Genomic DNA, 20,897 nt, shown 5'->3' on the forward strand with positions numbered 1-20,897 from the left:
TTTTCATAACCGAGTAAAACGCTAGGATTTATTGACATAATTATATCAACGGTAGCCTATTTGGTCAATGAGGCATTTGCCCAGAAATCTGGACCCCTACCGATTTTCGCAATCGCTCCAGCACGACATCCAGTGACTCGACCTGGGCAAATGCGATTTCTCGGCGCAGCTCATCTTTTACCTCTTCAAACGTCCGTTGACTGGCTTCCCTGCGCTCTGTCAGTTGATAAATGACGTATTGATCTTGTATTTTGATCGCTTCGCTATATTTGTCTTTCTCCAGCTTTTCTACAATGGGCTTCGCCTCGTCAGGCAATCGATTATCCTTGATGGAAACCCAGCCTACATCGCCGCCATTCACCGCTGTATCCGCATCAATCGAACGCGCTTTGGCAATCGTCTGAAAGTCGGCCCCGTTTTTTAAATCAGCCAAAACTTGTTCCGCTTCTTTTTGAGAAGCCACGACGATTTGTCCTAAACGCACCTGCATCGGTCGGGTATAACGGTCAGATCGGCTATTGTAGACGTTTAATATCTCTTCATCCTTGATGGTCATGTCCTTCGTTGCAAGGGTTTGCAGCAGGATTTGATAAGAAATCTCTTGCTTCAGGGCTTCCACGGTCGTCCCCGCTTGTTTGATTAGCGCAGCCTCAAACTCGCTCTCAGTCCGACTGCCGTAACTGTCGCGAATCTGGGAAAGCTCTTGCTCCAGCTGCTTCGGATCAACCGTAATGCCGGATCGCTTCGCCTCTTGAAAAACGACTTCCCGATTAATCATGTCGTTTAGCACTTGCTTACCGAACTTTTGTTTCAGTGCCGTTACATACTCGTCGTTGCTAATCGTCTTATCCCCTACGATGGCGGCAGGCTGCAGCTTGCCTGATGCCTGGTACCATGCCCAGGTAACGGCAAGCAGCAACAATACAAGCGCCCCAATGAATGCCCACAACCCTTTTACGTTGGTCATGCCAACACTCCCCTACTTGACGCCGCGCTTACATGTCTTTCAGGATGTCTTCCAACGCGGATCTGTCATAATGGTAACGTTCATTACAGAAATGACAGTGTACTTCTGCTTCGCCCTGTTCCTCAATCAGACCTTCCATTTCTTCGCGTCCCATGCTGATCAGTGCCTGAACTACCTTATCCGCTGAACATTTGCAGCTAAATTGAATCTCCGTGCGGCTCAGGATTTTTGGCTCATCCAATACGCGGGCCAAAATCTCTTCAGGAGTCAAACCTTCGCCAATCATGCGAGAAACCTGTGGAAGCTGTCCTAGACGCTCTTCAATGGCTGCCACAACCTCTTCAGGCGTATTCGGCAACAGCTGAAGAATAAAGCCACCCGCAGCCAAAACAGAACGGTCCTCAGGATTAACCAGTACACCCACCCCTACTGCTGAAGGCGTTTGCTCGGACATCACAAAATAATACGTGAAGTCTTCTCCAATCTCACCAGAAACGATCGGCGCGCTGCCTTGATACGGCTCCTTGAGACCGAGATCTTTCGTTACGTACACAAACCCGTCTGTTCCCACTGCACGCGCTACATCGAGCTTGCCTTTATCGTTTAGCTCAAAGTGGACGTGCGGGTTGGATACATACGCGATTCCTTCACCATGTGCGTTTGCTTCCGCCATGATCTGCCCGATTGGTCCGCCTCCTTTTACTTTGACATGAAGGCTCTCGTTTCCTTTTAACATAGCCCCCATCATCAAGGTAATGGTCAGCGTACGTCCCGCTGCGGCTGTCGCTGTATTCCACATGTCGTGACGACGATGCATATCTTCAACAGATTCTGTCGTGCGTGCGGCAAATGCACGAACATGCCCATTAAAACCAGTTGCTCTTATCATATAATCGCCCATGTAGCGATCCTCCTTTTCAATCATGAAGCTATCTTACCAGTTTACCACAAGGAGAAAAAGACTACGCCTCTCCCGCTGTGAGTCTGACACTTTGAGGATTCGACCATTTCTGACAGAAAAGACCCCTCTGTACGAAGAGGGGCCGAAATAACTAAATCCTATGTTAGGTTAAATAATCTTTTAATACGTGTGAGGCTTTTTGCGTTCGCAATCGGTCAATCGTCGTCGCTTCAATTTGGCGAATACGCTCGCGGGTAAGACCAAACATTTTCCCCACTTCCTCCAGCGTGTACACTTGATCATCATACAGACCATAACGCATGGAGATAATTTCTTGGGCGCGGGGACTAAGTCGATCCAACGCTGCGCGCATTTGCGAGCGAAGGTCTACTTTTTCAATCCAGTCATCCAGCGAGGATAACCCATCATCCATAATCTCTGCGTAGCTCAAGCTCTCGTCTTCATGCCAAGCCTGCCATTTCTCACTATCCAGTTCAGCGTCGATGGATTCCATCTTCATCATGAGAGCCAGTTCAATGGCCTCCACCTTTTCTAATGGAATATCCAGAAGTACGGCAATCTCCTGCCGATCTGGCGTCCGGTTCAAAGCATGGACGAGATGTAGTACTTGCTTCTGATACTGGCGAATCTGCTCATGCATGTGGACAGGAATGCGAATCAGAGTTGCTTTGTCGTTGATGGCACGGGTGATCGCTTGAGAGATCCACCAGTGCGAGTAATGATAGAGACGCACGCCTCGTCCCACATCAAATTTGTCAATCGCGGTAAACAAACCTATCGTGCCTTCCTGAATCAAATCCAGGAACGGCATCCCTCTTTTCAAATGGCGCAAAGCGGTACTAACTACGTATCGTAAATAGGCGCGCACAATCGTTTCACGTGCTTCAAGATCGCCATCCCTTTGATAGCGAATCAGGCAAGCAAGCTCTTCTTCTTTGTCCAACATAGGTGTTGCAGCGACGCTTTCCAAAAACAGCAGAGCAGAAGTGTCCGATCGAAGCGATCTAGGGACAACAATTCCCAACTGTGTCTCCACTTCCCGCCAACGACGGGGAGTTGAATGGAACGAGGAGGTACTCAGAGTCATATGCAACCCTCACTTCTCTGGAATGGAAGATCACGATGAAGTAGGTGAGTCACGGAATGTTTTACTGTATCCGTTATTTCGACAAAACCTGTCCGATTCCTGCCAGTTAACAGAATATTAACAGTTCTCCTCTCAAAATAGTTGATGAAAGCCCTTTCATAGGCTAGAGTTAAAAGTTTATGAAGAAAAAGCCATCCTCATTAACCAAGGATGGCAAAAAGACAATGTCGAATCTTCTGATAAAAACGAAGGCTACTGATACAGGTGACAGGCGACGAAGTGGTTAGTGTCCACTTCCTGCCAGATAGGCTTCTTTTCGGCGCATACGGCTTTGGCTACTGGACAGCGCGTACGGAACACACAGCCGCTGGGGGGATTGATCGGGCTAGGAACGTCTCCTTCGATAATGGTACGCTCGCGGCTTTTCTCCAAATCAGGATCGGGGACAGGAATGGCCGACAACAACGCCTGCGTGTAAGGATGCTTCGGTGATTCGTAAAGAATTTCACTGGCAGTCATCTCGACCATATTGCCCAGGTACATGACGCCAATACGGTCACTGATGTGCTTGACCATCGCTAAATCATGCGCGATAAACAAGTACGTCAGCTTTTGTTCCTGCTGCAATTTCTTCATTAAATTAACGACCTGTGCCTGAACCGAAACATCGAGTGCGGAAATCGGCTCATCGGCAATGATGAAGGTAGGATTGACGGCAAGTGCCCGCGCAATCCCTATCCGCTGTCGCTGACCACCACTGAACTCGTGCGGGAAACGGTTGGCATGCTCTTTCTGCAAGCCAACCATCTCCAACAGCTCGATCACACGGTTCATCCGTTCCTTCCCTTTATATAGCCCATTTAAATGCAAGCCCTCCGAAATGATTTCTGAAATGTTCATTCGGGGGTTCAGAGAAGCATACGGGTCCTGAAAAATCATTTGCATATGGCGTGTCAGCTTGCTCCGCTCAGCAGATGATGCCTGATGGACATTTTGCCCGTCAAAAATAACCTCACCTGTCGTCGGTTGATACAAGCCAATGATTGTACGGCCTGTGGTCGATTTGCCGCAGCCAGATTCCCCTACCAGTCCAAACGTTTCCCCCTCGTATATATCGAAGGAAACATTGTCCGCTGCCGTAAGTGAGAGCCCTTTACCCAACGTAAAGGTCTTTGTCAGGTTCTTTACCTGGACCAGCTTCTTTCGTTGCATCTGGCCACTCCTCCCCGTTATCCGTTTACCAGTATCGTCTGGAGACGCAATGTTCCTTTTCGAGCTTGTAGCCATCCAGCTTGACGATCTCGATGGCACTTCGCGAATCTGGAGAATGAATCATTTCTCCATTCCCCATGTAAATGCCCACGTGATGGACTCTACCTTTCCCTTCTTCATGGGCAAAAAACAGCAGATCGCCCGGAAGCAAAGCTTCTTTTTCCACGAGCTGTCCGGCTTTTGCCTGATCAGATGCATCACGCGGAATCTGGAGACCGACGGATCGGTGCATGTTGTACGCAAATCCTGAGCAGTCATACCCGTAAGAGGACATGCCGCCCCATAAATAATGCAGGTTGAGGAATCGCTTGCCCGCTTCTACGATTGCCTCTCCACGATTACCGGAAAGCTCGATGGGCTTGTTTGCTTTCACGATTTGCACATCTGCTTTTGGCAAAAGTCCCGTGCCGTTCGGTGTCGCTACCGTTACCCAGTCTGCTGTTTCCTCAATCAGCGGCAGTTTGGTCAAAAAGGCAAGCTCCAAGTCTGGCTTTTTGTCGGCTGTATGTAGACGGGTAAACGCCGCTGTGACCATCGCTAGCTTTTGGCCTTGCTGTACCTCAAAAGCATCTGACCACGGTGCTAGCTGGCGAGACGGAATCCAGCCGGGGTAGCCTGTTGCGTTTTTGTTCGTAGTCTGATCAGGAATCAGAACCTGTGACCATTCCCCTTGCTCCTCGACTACCTCTACGCGGGTACCGTACAGTGCTTGTGTTTGAATCGCGTTATTGTCGTAAAAACCAAGCTTCTCCTCCACAGTAAGGGAAGCGAGCCAGCTTCGTGCATCTACCGGGGATTGGAGCGCTACTTGGTCAATATCACGCGGCGACTCCGGCTTGGTCCACACAGTGGCAACAGAGACAGAAACAATGGCAGACTTCATCTTAGTTCTCCCCTTCCCACAGGCTGACGGAACGAATACCAAGCCCAGACTCTTCTGGCATGCGCATCAAGCGACCCTCGTACGTTACGCCACCTTCTATGCCATCGTGCAAAAGCATCAACGGCGCATCAAAATCAAAACGGGTGATGTTCTTCTTGCTGGCTGCAAAATGCGCTGCTGCTGATACAGCTAGACGCGATTCGATCATGCTGCCAACCATACATGGAATACCGTACTCTTCAGCCAATTGGTTGATCAATTCTGCTTTGTAAATGCCGCCAGCCTTCATCAGCTTGATATTAATCATGTCAGCCGCACGGTTTTGCAAAACCTGCAGGGCCTGCGCTGGTGAAAACACACTCTCGTCAGCCATGATGGGCGTATCGACCGAATCTGTTACCCGCTTCAAACCTTCCAGATCATGCGCTTTTACAGGCTGCTCAATGAGCTCGATGCCAAGACCCATGTCCTCCATTTTGCGAATGGATTGCACCGCTTCTTTTACATTCCATCCCTGGTTGGCATCAAGACGAATCTTCACCTGATTGCCCACGGTTTTGCGAATTTCTTGGATGCGCAAAATGTCATCCTCGATATTGTCCTTGCCGACCTTGATTTTCAGTACGTGAAAGCCTTGCTTGAGATAGGCAGCGGCATCCTCGCCCATTTCTTTCGGAGAGTTCACGCTGACGGTATAGTCCGTCTCCAATTGGTCACGGTAGCCGCCCAGGAATTGATACAACGGCATTCCTGCGCGCTGAGAAATAAGGTCGTACAACGCAATGTCTACCGCTGCCTTCGCACTCGTATTTCCTACCATGGATTGGTGCAAGGTTTGGAAAACTCGTTCATAGGCAAGCAAATTCAAGCCGATGAGCTGAGGTCTCATCGTATTCATAATTGCCGACTCGATGCTTTCGATGCTGTCTCCGGTAATGACGACAGTAGCCGAAGCTTCGCCCCACCCGACCATACCGTTGTCGCAGGTGATTTTCACCAGAACCGATTCCAGACTATGCACCGTACGCAAAGCCGTTTTAAAAGGCTTTTTCAATGGAACAGATATTCGTTTTACTTCGATGGCTTGAATAATCATGTTTTCCTCCATCTTCTCCAGCACTCGTGCTTTCTTTCGTGTTTTTTCTAATAGACATACTAAATTATAGCACTATTAAAAATTCTAGCAAAAAAGGGGGGAGAGTCATTCCATCCACCTGAAATGACTTCTCCCAACTCACTCTTTCTTACTTCACGACAGCTTTTCTCAGGTCTGTATAGCTCAGTGAAGAGCTTTGTACACCGCTCACTTTGTCGCTTGAGAGCAAGGAAGTGTTGTAGAAATAAAGCGGTGCGATTGGCGCTTCATCCACCAAGATTTTTTCTGCATCATGCAGCAGCTTCAGACGTTTTGCATCGTCTGGCTCCTTGTATGCGTCTTGGATCAGCTTGTCGAATTGCGCATTGCTCCAGCCCGTACGATTGCTTGCTGCCTTCGATTGGAAAATGTCGAGGAAGTTGATCGCATCACCGAAGTCAGGCAACCAGGAAGAACGAGCAATTTGATACTGCAATTGCTTTTGCATATCCGTCAAAACTTTTCCTTCTACCTTTTGCAGCTTCACATCTACGCCCAGCGTCTGCTTCCACATTTCTTGCGCGGCTTGTGCCGTTTTTTCGTTAGCCGTTCCGCTGCGGTACGTGAGTGTAACCTCTGGGAGCTTTGTGTAGCCTTTTTCTTTCATTCCTTGTTCCAGGAGCTTCTTCGCTTCATCTGGGTTGAAGCTCACCAATTCTCCGCCTACCTCACGGAATTGTCCTTCACCGTTGGCATCAGGCAAGCCATAAGAAACGAAGCCTGTTCCCGGCTTTTGTTGACGCATCAGCACTAGGTCGACCAGTGTCTTACGGTCAATCGCCAAGCTGAAGGCTTTACGAATATTGGCGTTATCAAATGGCTCCTTCGTTACGTTGAAACGATAGAACTCTGTACCCGCTCCATCACGCACGAATACTTTGCCATCTTTGAACAATTGGTCTGCCATGTCTGCAGGAACGGTTGTCGTTCTGTGCAGCTCTTCGTTCGTAAACATTTGATACTCGGTATTCTCGTCATCAATCATTTTCCAAACAGCACCAGGCAGCGTTACGTTTGCTGCATCCCAGTACGTATCGCTCTTCATTATTTTCAGTTCACTGTCATGCGCCCATTCTGTCAGCTTGAATGGCCCGTTTCCGACAAAGCTTGCTGCTTCTGCTGCCCATTTCGGATCTTTTTCTACAGTTGCTTTGTGAACAGGGAAGAAAGCCGGGTTTGATGCCAACAGGAGCGTCCAGGAAGCTGGTTGAGCGAGCACGACCTCTAGTGTTTTGTCGTCCAACGCTTTTACTTTTACGCCATCCGCCGGTCCTTTACCACTGTTATAGGCCTCCGCTCCCTCAATAATATACGCGAGGGATGCCGCTGGAGAGGCCAGTGCAGGATCAAGCATGCGTTTCCACGCGAATTCGAAGTCCTGAGCCTTTACCGGTTCCCCATTGGACCATTTGTTGTCACGCAGAGTAAAGGTGTAGGTTTTTCCATCCACGGAGACCGTCCATTCGGAAGCAGCCGCTGGTTGAGGCTTTTGATTTTCGTCCAGGCGAGTCAAGCCTTCCATCAAGTTGTTCAAAATGTTATAGGACGGCTCATCGAAGCCAATCGGCGGATCCAATGACGTCGGTTCCTTGATATTATTCAGCAACAGGAGCTTTGCTGCTTGATCGCCCGGCGTCGGAGCATTTGGCTGAGCGGTGTTACCTGGTGCAGGCTCACCCGATGCAGCTGGTTGACCCGATGTACAGCCAGCCATGAGCATGGACACCCCCAGCGTAGCCGTCAGCAACAATGTTGATAGTTTTTTCACTGTTTCTTCCCCCTTATTTTTTGTTTTTGTATGACGTAAAAGGATAGCGCCGTCAGCCGACACCCTCTTTTACACGAACAAAGCCGGGCTTGACCACTGCCCTCGACAGCTATGAATCAGGTCCCTGTTGGCGGTTGCATCGACGCTAACAACTTCTTCGCCCGTGGGTCCTGCAACCAACAGGAAACCGCATGTTTGCTATGAACATGTGTCTCCGCAGGCTGGTAATTCCGACATACTTCTAACGCGTAGTCACAGCGCGCAGCGAATGCACAGCCAATTGGCGGGCTGAACAAATCCGGGGGTGTTCCAGGTATCGGGCTGAGCGGTATGGAGCGATCGGCATCCAAACGAGGCATCGACGCCAGCAAGCCTTTGGTGTACGGATGCTGCGGATTGTAAAAAATGTCGCGAACAGGCCCGGACTCTACCACTTTTCCGGCATACATGACATTGACCCGATCCGCAATCTTGGCGACGACTCCCAAATCATGCGTGATAATAATGATCGAGACTCCCGTCTTTTTCTGAATGCTTTTGAACAGCTCGATGATTTGCGCCTGAATCGTCACATCCAACGCTGTTGTAGGCTCATCCGCAATCAGAATGGACGGCTTACAGACAAGCGCAATCGCAATCATGATCCGTTGGCGCATCCCGCCACTAAACTGATGGAGGTACTGCTTGAGACGACTTTCTGGAGTGGCGATCCCCACCAAGGTGAGAATTTCAATCGCTTGCCGCTTGGCTTCACTTCTGGTGACCTTTTGATGGCGAATGATTCCCTCCACAATCTGCTCACCAATGGTGATAGTCGGGTTAAGTGATGTCATCGCATCTTGAAAGATCATGGAGATTTCTTTCCCACGCAGCTCGCGCATTTGCTTTTCTGGCAGCTTTGCCAGGTCCTGCCCTTTAAAATAAATGCTTCCACCCGCAATTTTTCCGATATGCTCCGGGATCAGTCGCATGATGCTCCTTGCAGTCACACTTTTCCCACATCCGGATTCACCAACAATCGCCAGTGTCTCCCCTTTGTTCAAAGTAAAGTTCACGTCCCGAACAGCGTTCACTTCACCGCCATGCGTCTTGAATGTGACCCGAAGCCCACTGACCTCCAGCAGCCTTTCCGTTTTATCCATGTTGCCTACCTCCTTGACTTCGGATCGAACGCATCGCGCAAGCCATCACCGAGCACGTTGAACGCGAGCATCGTCAGCGAGATGAGGAAAGCAGGGAAAGAGAGCCGCCACCAATGACCGGACAAAATGGTGGGGAGTCCATCGTTCGCCATTACCCCCCAGCTAGCCATTGGTGCCTGAATACCGAGACCGAGAAAACTCAGAAACGCCTCTGCAAAAATCGCAGATGGAACAGATAACGTGACATATACAATGATGATGCCAATTGTGTTGGGCAGCAGATGTTTACGAATGATGTAGAAAGGCTTTGCCCCCATTGTTTTTGCTGCCAGTACGTACTCTGAGTTTTTCATTTGCAGGACCTGACCACGCACAGTCCGGGCCATCCCGATCCAACCGGTCGCACTTAAGGCGATAATAATGGTTAAAAGTCCGGGCCCCATGACGACCATTAGCAAAATCACCACTAACAAATAAGGAAGGCCGTACAAAATGTCCACGAAGCGCATCATGATATTATCGATTCGACCGCCCAAATATCCGGCAATTCCTCCATACAAGACACCAATGAAAAAGTCGATAAGAGCTGCCGTCAAACCGACAAACAAGGAAATGCGCGCACCATACCAAACACGCGTGAACACATCGCGACCAAAATCATCAGTACCAAACCAGTTCACTTCCGACGGCGGTTTGTTTTTCATAATAATCGACTGTTTGGCGTATTCATGACCAGAGATCATCGGTCCAATCGTAGCCATAACCCCAAGCAAGATAATAACTACCAGCCCCAACAAAGCCAGCTTGTTTCCTCTCAGACGAAGCCAAGCTTCTTGCCAAAACGTCAGTTGAGGTCGCACAATCGCTTCCGCATTGAGGTTGTCTTTTCGCATGGGGATAAATAAATCATCAGAAACGATCATCCTTCGCTCTCCTTTCGATGAAGCTTAATTCGTGGATCAATGATGCCGTACAGTACATCGACGACAAACATCAAGAAAATCAAAAGTGCGCTGTAGAAGACAGTCGTTCCCATAATGACGGAATAGTCACGGTTATTAATGCCGGCTACGAAATATTTCCCCATCCCAGGAATCGCAAATATTTTTTCGATCACAAAGCTTCCTGTTAAAACGTTGGCAATCAGTGCGCCTAAAAGCGTGACGACAGGCAAAATCGCATTACGCAGTGCGTGCTTCAACACGATCGTCGCCGGAGACAGCCCTTTTGCACGAGCGGTTTCAATGTATTCCTGGGTCAACACTTCCAGCATGTTGGTACGAGTCAAACGAGCGATAATCGCAATCGGACCAAATGCCAATGCAAGCGCTGGCATAATCACATGCTGCCAAGACCCCCACGTTGCGGTTGGCAACAGCTTCCATTCGACCGCCAAATATTTGATTAATAAGGAGGCGACAACAAAGCTGGGAACAGATATCCCGATAACAGCAATAATCATGGCAAGGTAATCAATGAGACGGTTATGTCGTAGCGCGGCGATCACACCAAGCGCAATACCGGTAATAATCGCAAAGACGACAGAAATCAGACCGAGTTGAAAAGAAACGGGGAATCCACGGGCGATCATTTTGTTGACCGTATCCGAGCTGTTGGCAATCGATGGTCCAAGGTCAAACTGCACCAGCTTTTGCAAGTACAGCCCGTATTGGACGAGTAGTGGCTTATCCAGGTTGTAGTAGGCATTGAGATTGGCAGCAACTGCTTCGTTTAATGCCTTTCCTTCTTTTTCAAAAGGAGATCCCGGAACGGCATGCATCAAGAAAAAGGTGAGGGTAATGATGAGCCATAACGTCACGATCATGGAGATAAATCTGCGGAAAACAAAAGATAGCAAGGACTCTCCTCCTTTTCATCAGAAACTGACCTCTCGTAATAAGCAAAAAACCCAGCAAATGCACGTGATCATGGCATTTGCTGGGTTTTACTTACGTGTATGCCGTGCATACGAATAAATAAAGCAGCGGGTGTATTCATTTGGTGACTGTGGCTTTATTTCTCGTGGAAACTGCTTGTTTGTACTTCTTTTGAGCGTCCTTAAACGCTGCGATCAATGTTTTTTGGGAAGATCCAAAATACCGAAAGCGAATCTCTTCGCCAATTTCCTCCGACGCCATAATCGAATGACCGATAAAGATCGACCGAGCAAAATCAGACGTCAGTTGGACGGTGGAAGAACAGGCTGCATCTACGATCTTGTCGTTGGAAGTATCGACAACCAATCCGATAAAAAAAGCACTGAATTGCTGTGTAATCGGATTGTTCGAAGAGGACTGTGCATCGCCTACGATATAAATGGTATCTTTATCAAACAAATCAATAACCCCACTTTTACTATGCTTAACGGACCGGCAAACGGGATGTTCGGAGAGCGACTTCCTTACAATCGCAAGCTGGGTAAGCACTTTCCTACATAGTACCAGAAGATTTCGCAATTTGTAAATAAGTCTGACTAATCTTTCAGTTCTTCTACAGATACGACCGGAAACGAATGCGACGGCAGCATCGGTAGAAACGGTCGCTCGTCGATGTAGGCAACTACGACATGCGATGGACCCACCATTGTTTTCGGTGCAAGCTGCAATTCCTCCCCACGCTCAGTTACGACGGTAATCTGCAGCATTCCACCTCCCGGACGAGCTGGCCCTTTCGTTGCTCGCTCTGTCACGAGTGTTTTCCCATTGTACTGTAAGCGTAATTGGTGGTCATTACGCCACGAACGGAAATCCACATAATAGCGGGAGAAAGGAATGGGATCAGTGGTCACACTGTTTGCTTGAGGGACGAACATAGCCTGCTCACGACGGTAGCCACCATTCTCATTCATTCTTTCATCAAAACGTTCAAGAGCCTCGTCTTCGAGCAGATCAATCACACCTTCTGTTTTCAGTACAGGATCAACAGCAAAGGTAGCGTGATGATTAGACAACTCCAGGAGTATCTTCACTTCTGTTTTTTTCTGCATGGCAAGGTCTGCATCTACAATAAACATACCTACCAACAAAAAGAACAGCATCGTAGAAATGGATAAGATATTTATACCCGTAACGATAGCCTCCTAACGGGAGCTTTTACAAATCGTAGTCCATGATGTTAACTGTACCTATTCTTTGGACTTGCAAGGAATCAGCTGGCATCGGAATCCACGAGGTAAAGCGGGGGTATGGAATTGCCAGCTCCACGACAAACTCATCTTCGTGGCTCCACAGAACAGGATCAAGTGAACGAGTCCGAGTGACGCTGACAGACAGCTCCTGATCTGGAATGGAAAGCTTTTTCTCTCTCAGCTCCCGAGCGATTAATGCCTGAACCTCTTGTTGCAGGTTGGCCTCACTCGTCCCCCCGTGGTGGCTAACGTATTTCGTAGCGACCGCGCTCACTTCCAATAATTCGTTCCTGGTCTGAACAACCGTATGTACCTGTAAAAGCCCTAATGGAATGAGTAGCATAACCATAATGTTCAGAATCACAGCGATTAATTGACCCATTAGCCTGTACCAAAACGAGTTACTTCAGCGAGCAAATCACCGAAAAACTGCGTGCATGCCGAAAAGAGATTTTGCGGACCGGTGAGAAGCAACCCTACCGTCAAAGGCAAAACAATCGCCATTACAGCCAAAATGCTAATCATTTTATTCATTCACTACCACCCTGGATCAAAGTATTCGGACGGTCGGCTTCCCGTAAAGGAAAAGGATGTATCCCCCTCCACAAATTTGTGCAGCCATTGGGTCACTTTTGAAGGCTGGATGGTAACCGACAAGGTAATCGCCTCCTGCCGCTCTTTACGAGCTCGCTCGCTCTCGGTTCGAGGCCAGCTCCCAGCAAACGTATCCCCTGTCACTTCCCAACCCAGTCCTTTCATTTTCAGAAGATAGTAATCTGCTAACGTCGGCTCCAAATACCCGATGTCCTGCATATCATCCAGTAAGTCAGCATATATTCCACGGGCAATCGCCCTTTCCATTGCGTACAAGTGGTAAGCTCCCAGTGCGGAAGTTATCAATAGAAGGACCAGTAGACAAATAAGAAAGACTTTTGCTTTCACCATCGTTTTAGAAACGCCAGCTCTTCTTTAATGGAAGATGACCGTCGCTGCCCGATACACCCTTTCCTGTTGTGTCTGTTTAAGCTGCTCCTCTGGTTGGAGATTCCAAAGCACCGCGCACAAGCTCCCTACCATAATCGAAATGATGAGAAGTACGTGGATGTGCAGCATTATTTTGACGACGTATAGGATGTGCCGTTTTGCATCCTAAAGTTGATGTTTTCATTTCGAGTATCGTAGTTTAGCGATGTGATGGATTGGTTAATGCTCTCGGCAGAATCGTTTGCCGCAGGGCTTAACTCATTGCCGTAACTGCTAACACCAATCCCTAACACCATGACGCATGCTAAAAATATAAAAAACATTTTCGACATCTCAATTTTCCCCTTTTCTCATTCGTGATTTATTTAAGGTATGGCTTTATCGATCCACCCAACTGCTCGATCTCTCAGTCCGTCTTCCCTCACTACCGATGTGTTTATTTCAGACAGGCTAGAAACGATTATTCCTAAAGAGAAAACGATGCACATGATGATAGATAATAGCTTCGTCATGAGTTGCTCCTCCTCAGGTCAAATATTTATCCAGTATTTCTGTAAGCAGCTTATACCAAGGAAACATAGCAACCAATAACCCCATGTAAAATGCCGGGTAGACAATGACCGTGTAGCCAATCCCTAAAGACTTTATCTTTTTTCGATGACGAAACATTCTTCGGTGATCGACAGCCCATTCCATTCGTTGCATAGTTGTACTTACTTGTCCCTCGCTCAGCGTCTCAATTGTACGCATACTTGATACGAGGATAATTCCGTCGTCGACACCGATTTTGCGTTTAAAGCTCTCAAGTGCTTCGTTAGGGTCTCTGTTCCACTCAGATAAAGTAGGGATATACTCTTTTAGCTTTCTAGTCGGTCTTGCTGCCTTGACCATGGCATTGTAAATGGGCACCTGATTTTCTAGAAGGGTCACATAGCGATTGATAAATCTGGCGATATCTGTGCTCAGCATGTCCTCCCTGTGATTTGCCCACGTCTTCAAACCCATGTAAGGCAGCATGTAACTACCTGCAGATGCCAGACACATCGACAGAAGTGGGAATGATTCCATTCGACTCACAACAACCCACATAAGAATCAGGATGCAAACGGTACTTCCAGTCAACAATTGCAGAAACACCCACTCTGGCTTCCCCCATCCAAAAGGCCTTCCTGCTCGTGAAAGTAACTGTTCCCATTTGTCGTCTTCGTCAGGCTTGAGTGCTTGCTCCCACTTTTCCCACCACACCCCAGAAACAAACAGCTTCGGCTTTTGCTTGTGAAACAAATATTTCCCGATCATAAACGCTGCACTAAAAACAAATAGAGCGCCTAATCCAAGGTAGGTATACATGATTAGCATTGGCATTAGCGATATCTCCTTCCCCAAATAAAAGCCAATAGGATCGAAAAAGTCCACACAGTCGCCGCAATCGCTAAAATGGCTTGTCCATCTGGCGTGTAGAAATAGAGACGGTAGGAATCCTGAAGCAAACCTTGATTGTAGGGGATCAAGCAAATGCAAATCGCTATGACGATTAGCAGGCTGATCCAAATGGAGTATATTTCACTATCACGTTCATGCTTTTCATCTTGTTGTACAAACATCTCATTCGTTAACCGATTTAGTGGTGATTGAATATCTTCTGTTTCTCCTTCCAAACCGCTAGAAATATACGTTGCAAAGTCAAAAGCCCACGGGTGGTCCAGTCTCTGCGCAAACTTCTCCACTGCCGCAACCGAGTTTCCCCCATCCGAAAGGCTATTGTTTAGCAGAAGGAGGTCAGGCAATAACTCTTTGGGGCATTCCTCTATCATTTCGCGAAAAGTAAGGACAATGTTTTTGCGACTGTTATAATAACGGGCAAACAACTCTACGAAGCGACAGAATGAGCTGATTTTTTTATTCATTTGCACGGTATAGCGTGCGTATAGAATCAGCGTTGGCAGCAAGAGGAATAACAGAAATAGCGATAAAGATACAACCATATTTCCTAGCAAAATACCCGAGATGAATCCCGCTATCGCGCCAATCATGGATAGTAATAAGTATCCTTCTGGCGTACCTCCCACGATTTGACACCAACGCTCAAAGCTTTCATACAACATTCGCCGAGTAGAATGCCTTAAAAATTTCTCTCTCCATACCTCAACTGTACGTGGGAAGAATACGCGTGGACTTCTCCATCCCTTATACAGGTGTAAGCCGAGAAACAAAAAGCCAGAGAAGAGACATAGAAACACCGGGAAAAGAAACGTGTAAATCATAGTTGCCTGCCTATATCAGTAAGACGTAGCTCTTTCAACACTTCAATGTCTGCTTTGCCGACGTAACACATGTATTCAACTAAATGTGGGTTCAGTTGATTCCCCGTCCATTCATAAGCTCCCGTCTGCATGTTGCGACCTACCAGGGGAATAGATTCAACTCGATTAAAAGATGAGTTCCACTCCGTCGTATGAATGGCATCAATAAAACGGTGACCACTGTTGCGGTATGTAAGCGAATTGACAAAATTGACTGCCCTGCTAATCCTCTCCTGCGTTAGCTCGACACTCCGCCCTCCGTATTGATAAACAAGATCGGTCAGATCATGTAACGCTCTATGAGCAAATCGTTCGTGCATTGCTCCGATTGTAGCGTCCGTCCCTCTTATTCCGGCATTTATAAAATGGTACGCTTCTATAGGCTCACGAATTTCTCCAATCAAAATGGTATTTGCTGTTGACCGGTACATGTCTTTGAAGCAATGCTCTAATTCAATGCCGATTTCCTCCACGTTTTGGAGTTCAATCACTTCCCCTGGCCAAATATCACCAAATCGCATCTCGTGTTCACTTTCAAAGATCGTGATATATTCTGTCCGAGGATCCTTCAGCTTCAACATACACATCATCAACGTGGTTTTCCCTGCAGCCATCGGTCCAATAACCAGCACATTGCTACGTCCGTACACTTGCTGTTCCATTAGCCATTGAATTCTTTCGTCGAAGGCTGGCTGTTGCTGTGTACGGAGTTGGTCGAGCGAAAAAGCAGGTGTAGTAAATCGTCTAACCAGAATGGTCGGTACTCTGGAATAAGGGAAAGTAAACATGGTCAATCTTGCTTTTAGCGAATGTAAGTATCCGCTCAATCTAGGTTTTTTCTCGTTAAAAGATAGACCCGCTGTATTGGTCAACTTTTGTTGGAGGGTTTCAACCTCTTTCCAGCTTGGAGTGTAAGAGAGAAATTTTTTGACTCCTTGCTCCAGGTACGCAATGTTGCGGTTTGCAGAAATTCGCACTTCCTCTACCCACGGAGATAAATGTAGGACGGCATCGAGTATGCCCCACCCGTAAGTAGAAAAGGTGAGACCTTCGTAACCGTTAACATGCGGCAAAATTTGTTCGGTTACTGGTCGTTGGAGGACTTCCTCAAAATAATGCTGTAAGCGAAGAATAATATGGTTGTGACTATCACGGTCTCCCTGCTCTGCCAAAGCGAGAATTCGTTGCATCTCAAGCTTCTCTTCTCGAGTTTTGCCAAAATGATTTAAATAATCTCTTGCTACTTGTTTAATGTCCTCGATAGTTTGGATGTCTGATTTAACTGATTGTTCTCGTTCTATCCCTCTCATCAGCAAAACACCGCACTTCTATCCATATATTGCGCCTTAGCAATTTCCTTCAAACTGCTGATGTACGATTTGGGAGCGAAAAACTCTTCTATTAATACGCTGCTGCTCTGATGAGATTGCATAAGCCTGTTCTCCGAAATGCGTGGTACTACACCATAGACCGAAACATCCTCTCCAATTCGAAAGGGTTGCCCAGGATCTAAATGACTGAGCAGAACCTCGCATTTCACTCCTCTTTCTTTCCATTTATACAACCACTCTCTAGCACTATCGATACTAAAGGGATCAGCTCTCACGAATAAAAGATTACGGTCAACAGTATGAAGCAACCGCTGTAAAGTCTCAGACTCAGGAAAGCAGTAACCCCAATCGACGTATACATAGTCAAATTGCCTGCGAAACACAGTAATTAGATTGCTTAATTCTGAGCTCTTCCACTTGCTGGCAGCATGTGCGTAATACAGATTAGGTAAGTGGGCGCTCTGTTTGCAGACATTGCTCCAGTTACGCTTGGCAGTTGTTTGTATATCAATAAAGTCAGGACGAAATAGAGATAATTGATGTTGTTGGAGCTTGAAGAATCTTGATAAATCTGGCTTAGCTTCATTCATATCAAGTACGACAATTCGCTTTTCAGGATGCTGCCTCGCTAGTATGACTGGATAATTAATACAAAAAGTAGTAATGCCAGAAGCACCGTAGCTCAATAAAGCGTAAACGAACCCCTTTTCTTTTGAAGATCCGATATCTGCACACTCTTGCACGAAGCCTAGAATCAGACTGATCTGATGACGTATTTCTTCTTGGGATAAGTGCGCTGATAAAATGTATACATGCTCTAGCCCAGACTCCTCAGCTACCTTCTCAATCATCTTCTCATCCCGATAGAGAGGGACAATAATTAACGGTGAGTTAGGCGGGAGCTGTGCTTTCAGTGCCGGAAGCCATTCCCAAACGGGAGAGTTGAACATTTCGGAAAATATCACGGAAGCTTCTGGCATATAAAGCTGCACAAGCCGTGAAAACTCCGCCGCCGACTCTGCTACCAGCACATCACTATACATAGGCATATACGTCTTGGCGAGTGACTTCATCGGATAACAAACTAAAATTTTCATGACGCTTGCTCCTTCGAACCCATGATATGACCTACCTGAAGCATCCCATATGACATTGCCTCGGTTATTATCACATACTCCTCATCTGTCAAATTAAAGCCGATAAAAGCAGGTAGTGCTGTTGGCTGTACCCGGTAGTCACGATATCGTTTTTCTCCATTCTGCAACGGTTTTTCTCGTGATCCATGAAAGATGGAATCCATCTGATCAGGCGATGGTAATAAGCTTGGCTTTAATGTATAAATCTCAATACCATTACTGTCCCTCACGCTTGCAAGCTGACTTTCAAATAACAAATCTGCCGTATCATTAGTTTTTCGAAAATGCAGTGGTGTAGGATAGTCTTGCAGCTCCGAAAGACTCTTGTATTTGACCCAAATTTTCACATGATCGCCTTTGCGTAATTCCGTTAACGGATGGATGGATAGTAGGGGGAACTCGTAGCGCGCCTCCCCTTTTTCCGGTAAAAGCTGCGAATCTGTCAGCTTTTCCACTAATAATTGCTCGCCTTCGTACATTGTCTGCGTGCTCCTTTTCCCCAGTACAGTATCCAAATCGCGCGCTGAACCTGGAAGAATTTCATCCACCTCTTCCTGTACGAGTATCACGTCATCTTGTGTAATCGGCTCGAAGGCTGATATTTCTTTCCCTGCAGCTACCTTAATAACTGGGGCAAACAGCTTTTCGGTAGCCATCGCGTCAATATATTGAGTCGCCGCATAAAAGGACGACCCTGCTAGCAGAAACGAAATTAAGCAAATGACAAGTAATGTTTGCTTCTTCATAACATCCTTCCTTTATAAGCATGAATCAATGACTGAAACTCAATTTCTTCCTCGGGGAAAATCTCCAAAAGTAGATTGGCTTTGGCGCTTGCCATTGCTGTTTTCTCTCCATTCATCAACGGAATCATATTAGTTACCTGTGTAGCTCCCGGCTGCTGGTCCCATAGGGAGAGCGTTCCTTCTACTTTTTTCATGATGCTTGTCCGAGACAATTGGCTATTCCATTTGTTTGCTATCATTTTTATTTTTCTTCTTTCTGTCTTCCACCAAGCAGGGGCTGGCTCTGCCAGGAACAAGCGGGTAAGTCTAGCCAAATCGGCATCAAAAACTACCCATATTTCATCGGCATGCTCAAAAATTTGTTTGGAGTGAGCATCATTCCAATAGGAAGAAACATCAATAACCACTATGGGACTATCCTTACAAATTCGTAGTAACCAGTTGGCTGTATCTGTTTGAGAAGATTCCTGCTGAAGTCGTGCTGGGGATTCTATCTGGATGCGAAGATGGTTATTCTGCATGAGGAGCAATGATGTAGGAGAATCTCTTACTTGTTGTCGAGCTCTACGTTCAAAATCAAGAGCAAAATAATAATAGGATGTCACTTTTGGCAACTCGCAAAGGGTAACAGGAATGCCTTTTCCTGACCATGCATACGCTAGGTTACTTGCAAGAAAACTAGCTCCAGCCTGTGCGTACAAGCTCATAACCGCAATACATTTACGCTGATACGACTCCAGTTGCTCAACTATTTGTGGAGAAGCAAGCTTTTCTTTAAGTATCCTCCATTGCCGCTCTTCCTCAATAGACTGTGAAAACTCCTGCTGCTCCAAATCACGGAACCTGGAGACAAAGCGGCTCATTTGGTGAAACATGATTATCCCACCTGGGAGTCATTTGATTTATTTTTACTAGCAATGTATTTCTCAAATTTCTCAACCATCTCTCGAACAGTAAGGGACTTGCGGTGATAATAGTATATTTTGCGCAGCCGCTCCCGTTCCTGAGCAGTCATTTCTGGTCTCACTTTCATGGCTAGCTCAATTAACAGAGCGAGCTCGACGTTGTTAGGTCTCCCTCTTCTTGGAGGATTGGCAAATAGCTCCTGCTGCTTTTTATTAAATGCGTTTGGGTACTCTACCAGCCACATGTCTACCAACGTTTCAATATCTTCATGTGTACGTACTCCGAGCTTCATCAAGTATTTAAAATAGGTGGGGATAGGACGTTCACGTATCTGCCCATCTTGCCATCGGGCGAGGAATCCATTTGGCATTGTTAGGAGCTTGGTTACATCTCGGATGAGTGCTATCCGATTTGGCGATTGGTATTGAACGACTGCTTCTTTTACTAGCGTAAACAAAATGTCATGATAATTGACGCCTTTATACCCGCTTCCATACTCTGTGATGTACCATTCCTCAACTGCTCGATCAAAATCTCTCCGGCAATTCGATAACTGAAGCTGATTCAGATGCTCATAAAACTCTTCCAGATCATACTGAACCATAAACTCTTCCTGGTAATCCCCAAAAACAAAAGCAATAAAGGATTCCTTAAACTCTTCCAATGACAACAATGTCAGCTTGTTTGTCTCCTCATAGCAGCGGTTGACTAATTCGATTGCACTCTTTGCCAACACGTCAAAATACCCCCATTTTCCTTTTTATAGAACGATAGATATTCTCCAACAGCGTTCTCGACGCGGCGAATCTTATTTAGCCTGGCAAACCAGGCATTTCGCTTTATGGGTCGCCTCACACGCACCCGTGCAAGGCGATTAAAAGAACCTACTCGGTTACAAAGTAAAGTTCTTCTCCGGTCGCGAAAAGAAGAGCAATCCTTCCCGCGCGCTCCATGACGGTTGGAGCATTCTCCATTACAATTAGCCCGTCATTGAGTACTACTCTGTCTCCAAATCGATGTACGGATTCGATCTGGAACGCTCCCTGCGGAACTCTTTCCACTGAAAGATGTCTGCCAGGTTTGTGCTTCTGGTAGCGTACTTGTCGCCCTAGAAGCTGCTCCACGGATGCAGAGCATTTCTGGTGAGCCTCTACTGTTGCCATGCGCAACGCCTCCTTCTCTCACCTG

The 20,897-nt window shown here is 46.9% G+C and carries 24 protein-coding genes; all 24 read right to left on the minus strand.

Translation table 11 applies throughout. From position 1 onward, the window contains the following. Positions 1 to 64: 64 nt before the first annotated feature. The 24 genes from HP570_RS28515 to HP570_RS28630 all read right to left on the minus strand — a co-directional run bounded on the left by HP570_RS28515 (position 65) and on the right by HP570_RS28630 (position 20,872). Positions 65 to 967 carry a peptidyl-prolyl cis-trans isomerase gene (locus HP570_RS28515; RefSeq protein WP_173607230.1) on the minus strand — a complete coding sequence of 301 codons (903 nt, stop codon included), beginning with the start codon at positions 965 to 967 and terminating at the stop codon, positions 65 to 67. A 28-nt stretch (positions 968 to 995) separates the two neighbouring features. Continuing rightward, positions 996 to 1,868 carry an Hsp33 family molecular chaperone HslO gene (hslO, locus tag HP570_RS28520; RefSeq protein ID WP_173627908.1) on the minus strand — a complete coding sequence of 291 codons (873 nt, stop codon included), beginning with the start codon at positions 1,866 to 1,868 and terminating at the stop codon, positions 996 to 998. A 163-nt stretch (positions 1,869 to 2,031) separates the two neighbouring features. Beyond that, positions 2,032 to 2,976, minus strand: a complete 945-nt coding sequence (locus HP570_RS28525; protein WP_016738841.1) for a sigma-70 family RNA polymerase sigma factor — start codon at positions 2,974 to 2,976, stop codon at positions 2,032 to 2,034. Positions 2,977 to 3,228: 252 nt separating this feature from the next. Next, the gene (locus tag HP570_RS28530; RefSeq protein ID WP_064203231.1) at positions 3,229 to 4,188 is read right to left on the minus strand and encodes an ABC transporter ATP-binding protein; all 960 of its coding nucleotides are present in this window, start codon (positions 4,186 to 4,188) and stop codon (positions 3,229 to 3,231) included. 25 nt (positions 4,189 to 4,213) lie between these two features. After that, positions 4,214 to 5,131 carry a C40 family peptidase gene (locus HP570_RS28535; protein ID WP_173627909.1) on the minus strand — a complete coding sequence of 306 codons (918 nt, stop codon included), beginning with the start codon at positions 5,129 to 5,131 and terminating at the stop codon, positions 4,214 to 4,216. 1 nt (position 5,132) lies between these two features. Next, positions 5,133 to 6,227: a dipeptide epimerase gene (locus tag HP570_RS28540; RefSeq protein WP_173627910.1), complete on the minus strand. Its 1,095-nt coding sequence runs from the start codon at positions 6,225 to 6,227 to the stop codon at positions 5,133 to 5,135. 148 nt (positions 6,228 to 6,375) lie between these two features. After that, positions 6,376 to 8,034, minus strand: coding sequence for a peptide ABC transporter substrate-binding protein (locus HP570_RS28545; protein WP_173627911.1), 1,659 nt, complete (start codon positions 8,032 to 8,034; stop codon positions 6,376 to 6,378). A 116-nt stretch (positions 8,035 to 8,150) separates the two neighbouring features. Continuing rightward, the gene (locus tag HP570_RS28550) at positions 8,151 to 9,176 is read right to left on the minus strand and encodes an ABC transporter ATP-binding protein (RefSeq protein WP_173627912.1); all 1,026 of its coding nucleotides are present in this window, start codon (positions 9,174 to 9,176) and stop codon (positions 8,151 to 8,153) included. Between the two features lie 5 nt (positions 9,177 to 9,181). Then, complete coding sequence (locus HP570_RS28555; protein ID WP_375138869.1) at positions 9,182 to 10,069, minus strand: ABC transporter permease; 888 nt, start codon at positions 10,067 to 10,069, stop codon at positions 9,182 to 9,184. A gap of 26 nt (positions 10,070 to 10,095) precedes the next feature. Next, a complete protein-coding gene (locus tag HP570_RS28560; RefSeq protein ID WP_007725204.1) occupies positions 10,096 to 11,034 on the minus strand; it encodes an ABC transporter permease in 939 nt (312 codons plus the stop codon). Positions 11,035 to 11,170: 136 nt separating this feature from the next. Beyond that, positions 11,171 to 11,512 (minus strand): DUF3870 domain-containing protein, encoded by a 342-nt coding sequence (locus HP570_RS28565; RefSeq protein ID WP_012683929.1) that lies wholly within the window; start codon positions 11,510 to 11,512, stop codon positions 11,171 to 11,173. Between the two features lie 137 nt (positions 11,513 to 11,649). Beyond that, positions 11,650 to 12,213, minus strand: coding sequence for a hypothetical protein (locus HP570_RS28570; protein WP_173627914.1), 564 nt, complete (start codon positions 12,211 to 12,213; stop codon positions 11,650 to 11,652). Positions 12,214 to 12,268: 55 nt separating this feature from the next. Then, entirely contained in the window at positions 12,269 to 12,685 is a 417-nt protein-coding gene (locus HP570_RS28575) for a hypothetical protein (RefSeq protein ID WP_173627915.1), read from the minus strand. After that, complete coding sequence (locus HP570_RS28580; protein WP_012683926.1) at positions 12,685 to 12,837, minus strand: hypothetical protein; 153 nt, start codon at positions 12,835 to 12,837, stop codon at positions 12,685 to 12,687. Before HP570_RS28580 ends, HP570_RS28575 begins: the two co-directional genes overlap by 1 nt. A 3-nt stretch (positions 12,838 to 12,840) precedes the next feature. Further along, on the minus strand, positions 12,841 to 13,164 hold the full coding sequence (locus tag HP570_RS28585; RefSeq protein ID WP_254495527.1) for a hypothetical protein: 324 nt from the start codon (positions 13,162 to 13,164) through the stop codon (positions 12,841 to 12,843). A 488-nt stretch (positions 13,165 to 13,652) separates the two neighbouring features. After that, complete coding sequence (locus HP570_RS28590; RefSeq protein WP_007725181.1) at positions 13,653 to 13,799, minus strand: hypothetical protein; 147 nt, start codon at positions 13,797 to 13,799, stop codon at positions 13,653 to 13,655. Positions 13,800 to 13,812: 13 nt separating this feature from the next. Continuing rightward, positions 13,813 to 14,652, minus strand: coding sequence for a hypothetical protein (locus tag HP570_RS28595; protein WP_173627917.1), 840 nt, complete (start codon positions 14,650 to 14,652; stop codon positions 13,813 to 13,815). Continuing rightward, positions 14,652 to 15,356 (minus strand): hypothetical protein, encoded by a 705-nt coding sequence (locus HP570_RS28600; protein ID WP_234126135.1) that lies wholly within the window; start codon positions 15,354 to 15,356, stop codon positions 14,652 to 14,654. The genes HP570_RS28595 and HP570_RS28600 overlap by 1 nt, the downstream gene beginning before the upstream one ends. A gap of 191 nt (positions 15,357 to 15,547) precedes the next feature. Next, positions 15,548 to 16,900, minus strand: a complete 1,353-nt coding sequence (locus HP570_RS28605) for an ATPase, T2SS/T4P/T4SS family (RefSeq protein WP_173627918.1) — start codon at positions 16,898 to 16,900, stop codon at positions 15,548 to 15,550. Next, a complete protein-coding gene (locus tag HP570_RS28610) occupies positions 16,900 to 18,018 on the minus strand; it encodes a hypothetical protein (protein WP_012683920.1) in 1,119 nt (372 codons plus the stop codon). The genes HP570_RS28605 and HP570_RS28610 overlap by 1 nt, the downstream gene beginning before the upstream one ends. Next, complete coding sequence (locus HP570_RS28615) at positions 18,015 to 18,803, minus strand: SAF domain-containing protein (protein ID WP_173627919.1); 789 nt, start codon at positions 18,801 to 18,803, stop codon at positions 18,015 to 18,017. Before HP570_RS28615 ends, HP570_RS28610 begins: the two co-directional genes overlap by 4 nt. Then, positions 18,800 to 19,678, minus strand: coding sequence for a CpaE/TadZ family protein (locus HP570_RS28620; RefSeq protein WP_142498980.1), 879 nt, complete (start codon positions 19,676 to 19,678; stop codon positions 18,800 to 18,802). Before HP570_RS28620 ends, HP570_RS28615 begins: the two co-directional genes overlap by 4 nt. A 2-nt stretch (positions 19,679 to 19,680) precedes the next feature. Further along, positions 19,681 to 20,445, minus strand: a complete 765-nt coding sequence (locus tag HP570_RS28625; RefSeq protein WP_012683917.1) for a hypothetical protein — start codon at positions 20,443 to 20,445, stop codon at positions 19,681 to 19,683. A gap of 148 nt (positions 20,446 to 20,593) precedes the next feature. Beyond that, positions 20,594 to 20,872, minus strand: coding sequence for a hypothetical protein (locus tag HP570_RS28630; protein WP_012683916.1), 279 nt, complete (start codon positions 20,870 to 20,872; stop codon positions 20,594 to 20,596). Positions 20,873 to 20,897 lie beyond the last annotated feature (25 nt).

It is taken from the genome of Brevibacillus sp. RS1.1 (assembly GCF_013284365.1).
Taxonomy (GTDB): Bacteria; Bacillota; Bacilli; order Brevibacillales; family Brevibacillaceae; genus Brevibacillus; species Brevibacillus brevis_D.

Excerpts from the sequence above, each read along its gene's own strand:
- HP570_RS28515 (WP_173607230.1), bottom strand. The coding sequence starts at position 967 with ATGACCAACGTAAAAGGGTTGTGGGCATTCATTGGGGCGCTTGTATTG.
- hslO (WP_173627908.1), bottom strand. The coding sequence starts at position 1,868 with ATGGGCGATTATATGATAAGAGCAACTGGTTTTAATGGGCATGTTCGT.
- HP570_RS28525 (WP_016738841.1), bottom strand. The coding sequence starts at position 2,976 with ATGACTCTGAGTACCTCCTCGTTCCATTCAACTCCCCGTCGTTGGCGG.
- HP570_RS28530 (WP_064203231.1), bottom strand. The coding sequence starts at position 4,188 with ATGCAACGAAAGAAGCTGGTCCAGGTAAAGAACCTGACAAAGACCTTT.
- HP570_RS28535 (WP_173627909.1), bottom strand. The coding sequence starts at position 5,131 with ATGAAGTCTGCCATTGTTTCTGTCTCTGTTGCCACTGTGTGGACCAAG.
- HP570_RS28540 (WP_173627910.1), bottom strand. The coding sequence starts at position 6,227 with ATGATTATTCAAGCCATCGAAGTAAAACGAATATCTGTTCCATTGAAA.
- HP570_RS28550 (WP_173627912.1), bottom strand. The coding sequence starts at position 9,176 with ATGGATAAAACGGAAAGGCTGCTGGAGGTCAGTGGGCTTCGGGTCACA.
- HP570_RS28555 (WP_375138869.1), bottom strand. The coding sequence starts at position 10,069 with ATGCGAAAAGACAACCTCAATGCGGAAGCGATTGTGCGACCTCAACTG.
- HP570_RS28570 (WP_173627914.1), bottom strand. The coding sequence starts at position 12,213 with ATGCTGTTCTTTTTGTTGGTAGGTATGTTTATTGTAGATGCAGACCTT.
- HP570_RS28575 (WP_173627915.1), bottom strand. The coding sequence starts at position 12,685 with ATGGGTCAATTAATCGCTGTGATTCTGAACATTATGGTTATGCTACTC.
- HP570_RS28580 (WP_012683926.1), bottom strand. The coding sequence starts at position 12,837 with ATGAATAAAATGATTAGCATTTTGGCTGTAATGGCGATTGTTTTGCCT.
- HP570_RS28585 (WP_254495527.1), bottom strand. The coding sequence starts at position 13,164 with ATGGAAAGGGCGATTGCCCGTGGAATATATGCTGACTTACTGGATGAT.
- HP570_RS28590 (WP_007725181.1), bottom strand. The coding sequence starts at position 13,799 with ATGACGAAGCTATTATCTATCATCATGTGCATCGTTTTCTCTTTAGGA.
- HP570_RS28595 (WP_173627917.1), bottom strand. The coding sequence starts at position 14,652 with ATGCCAATGCTAATCATGTATACCTACCTTGGATTAGGCGCTCTATTT.
- HP570_RS28605 (WP_173627918.1), bottom strand. The coding sequence starts at position 16,900 with ATGAGAGGGATAGAACGAGAACAATCAGTTAAATCAGACATCCAAACT.
- HP570_RS28610 (WP_012683920.1), bottom strand. The coding sequence starts at position 18,018 with ATGAAAATTTTAGTTTGTTATCCGATGAAGTCACTCGCCAAGACGTAT.
- HP570_RS28615 (WP_173627919.1), bottom strand. The coding sequence starts at position 18,803 with ATGAAGAAGCAAACATTACTTGTCATTTGCTTAATTTCGTTTCTGCTA.
- HP570_RS28620 (WP_142498980.1), bottom strand. The coding sequence starts at position 19,678 with ATGTTTCACCAAATGAGCCGCTTTGTCTCCAGGTTCCGTGATTTGGAG.
- HP570_RS28630 (WP_012683916.1), bottom strand. The coding sequence starts at position 20,872 with ATGGCAACAGTAGAGGCTCACCAGAAATGCTCTGCATCCGTGGAGCAG.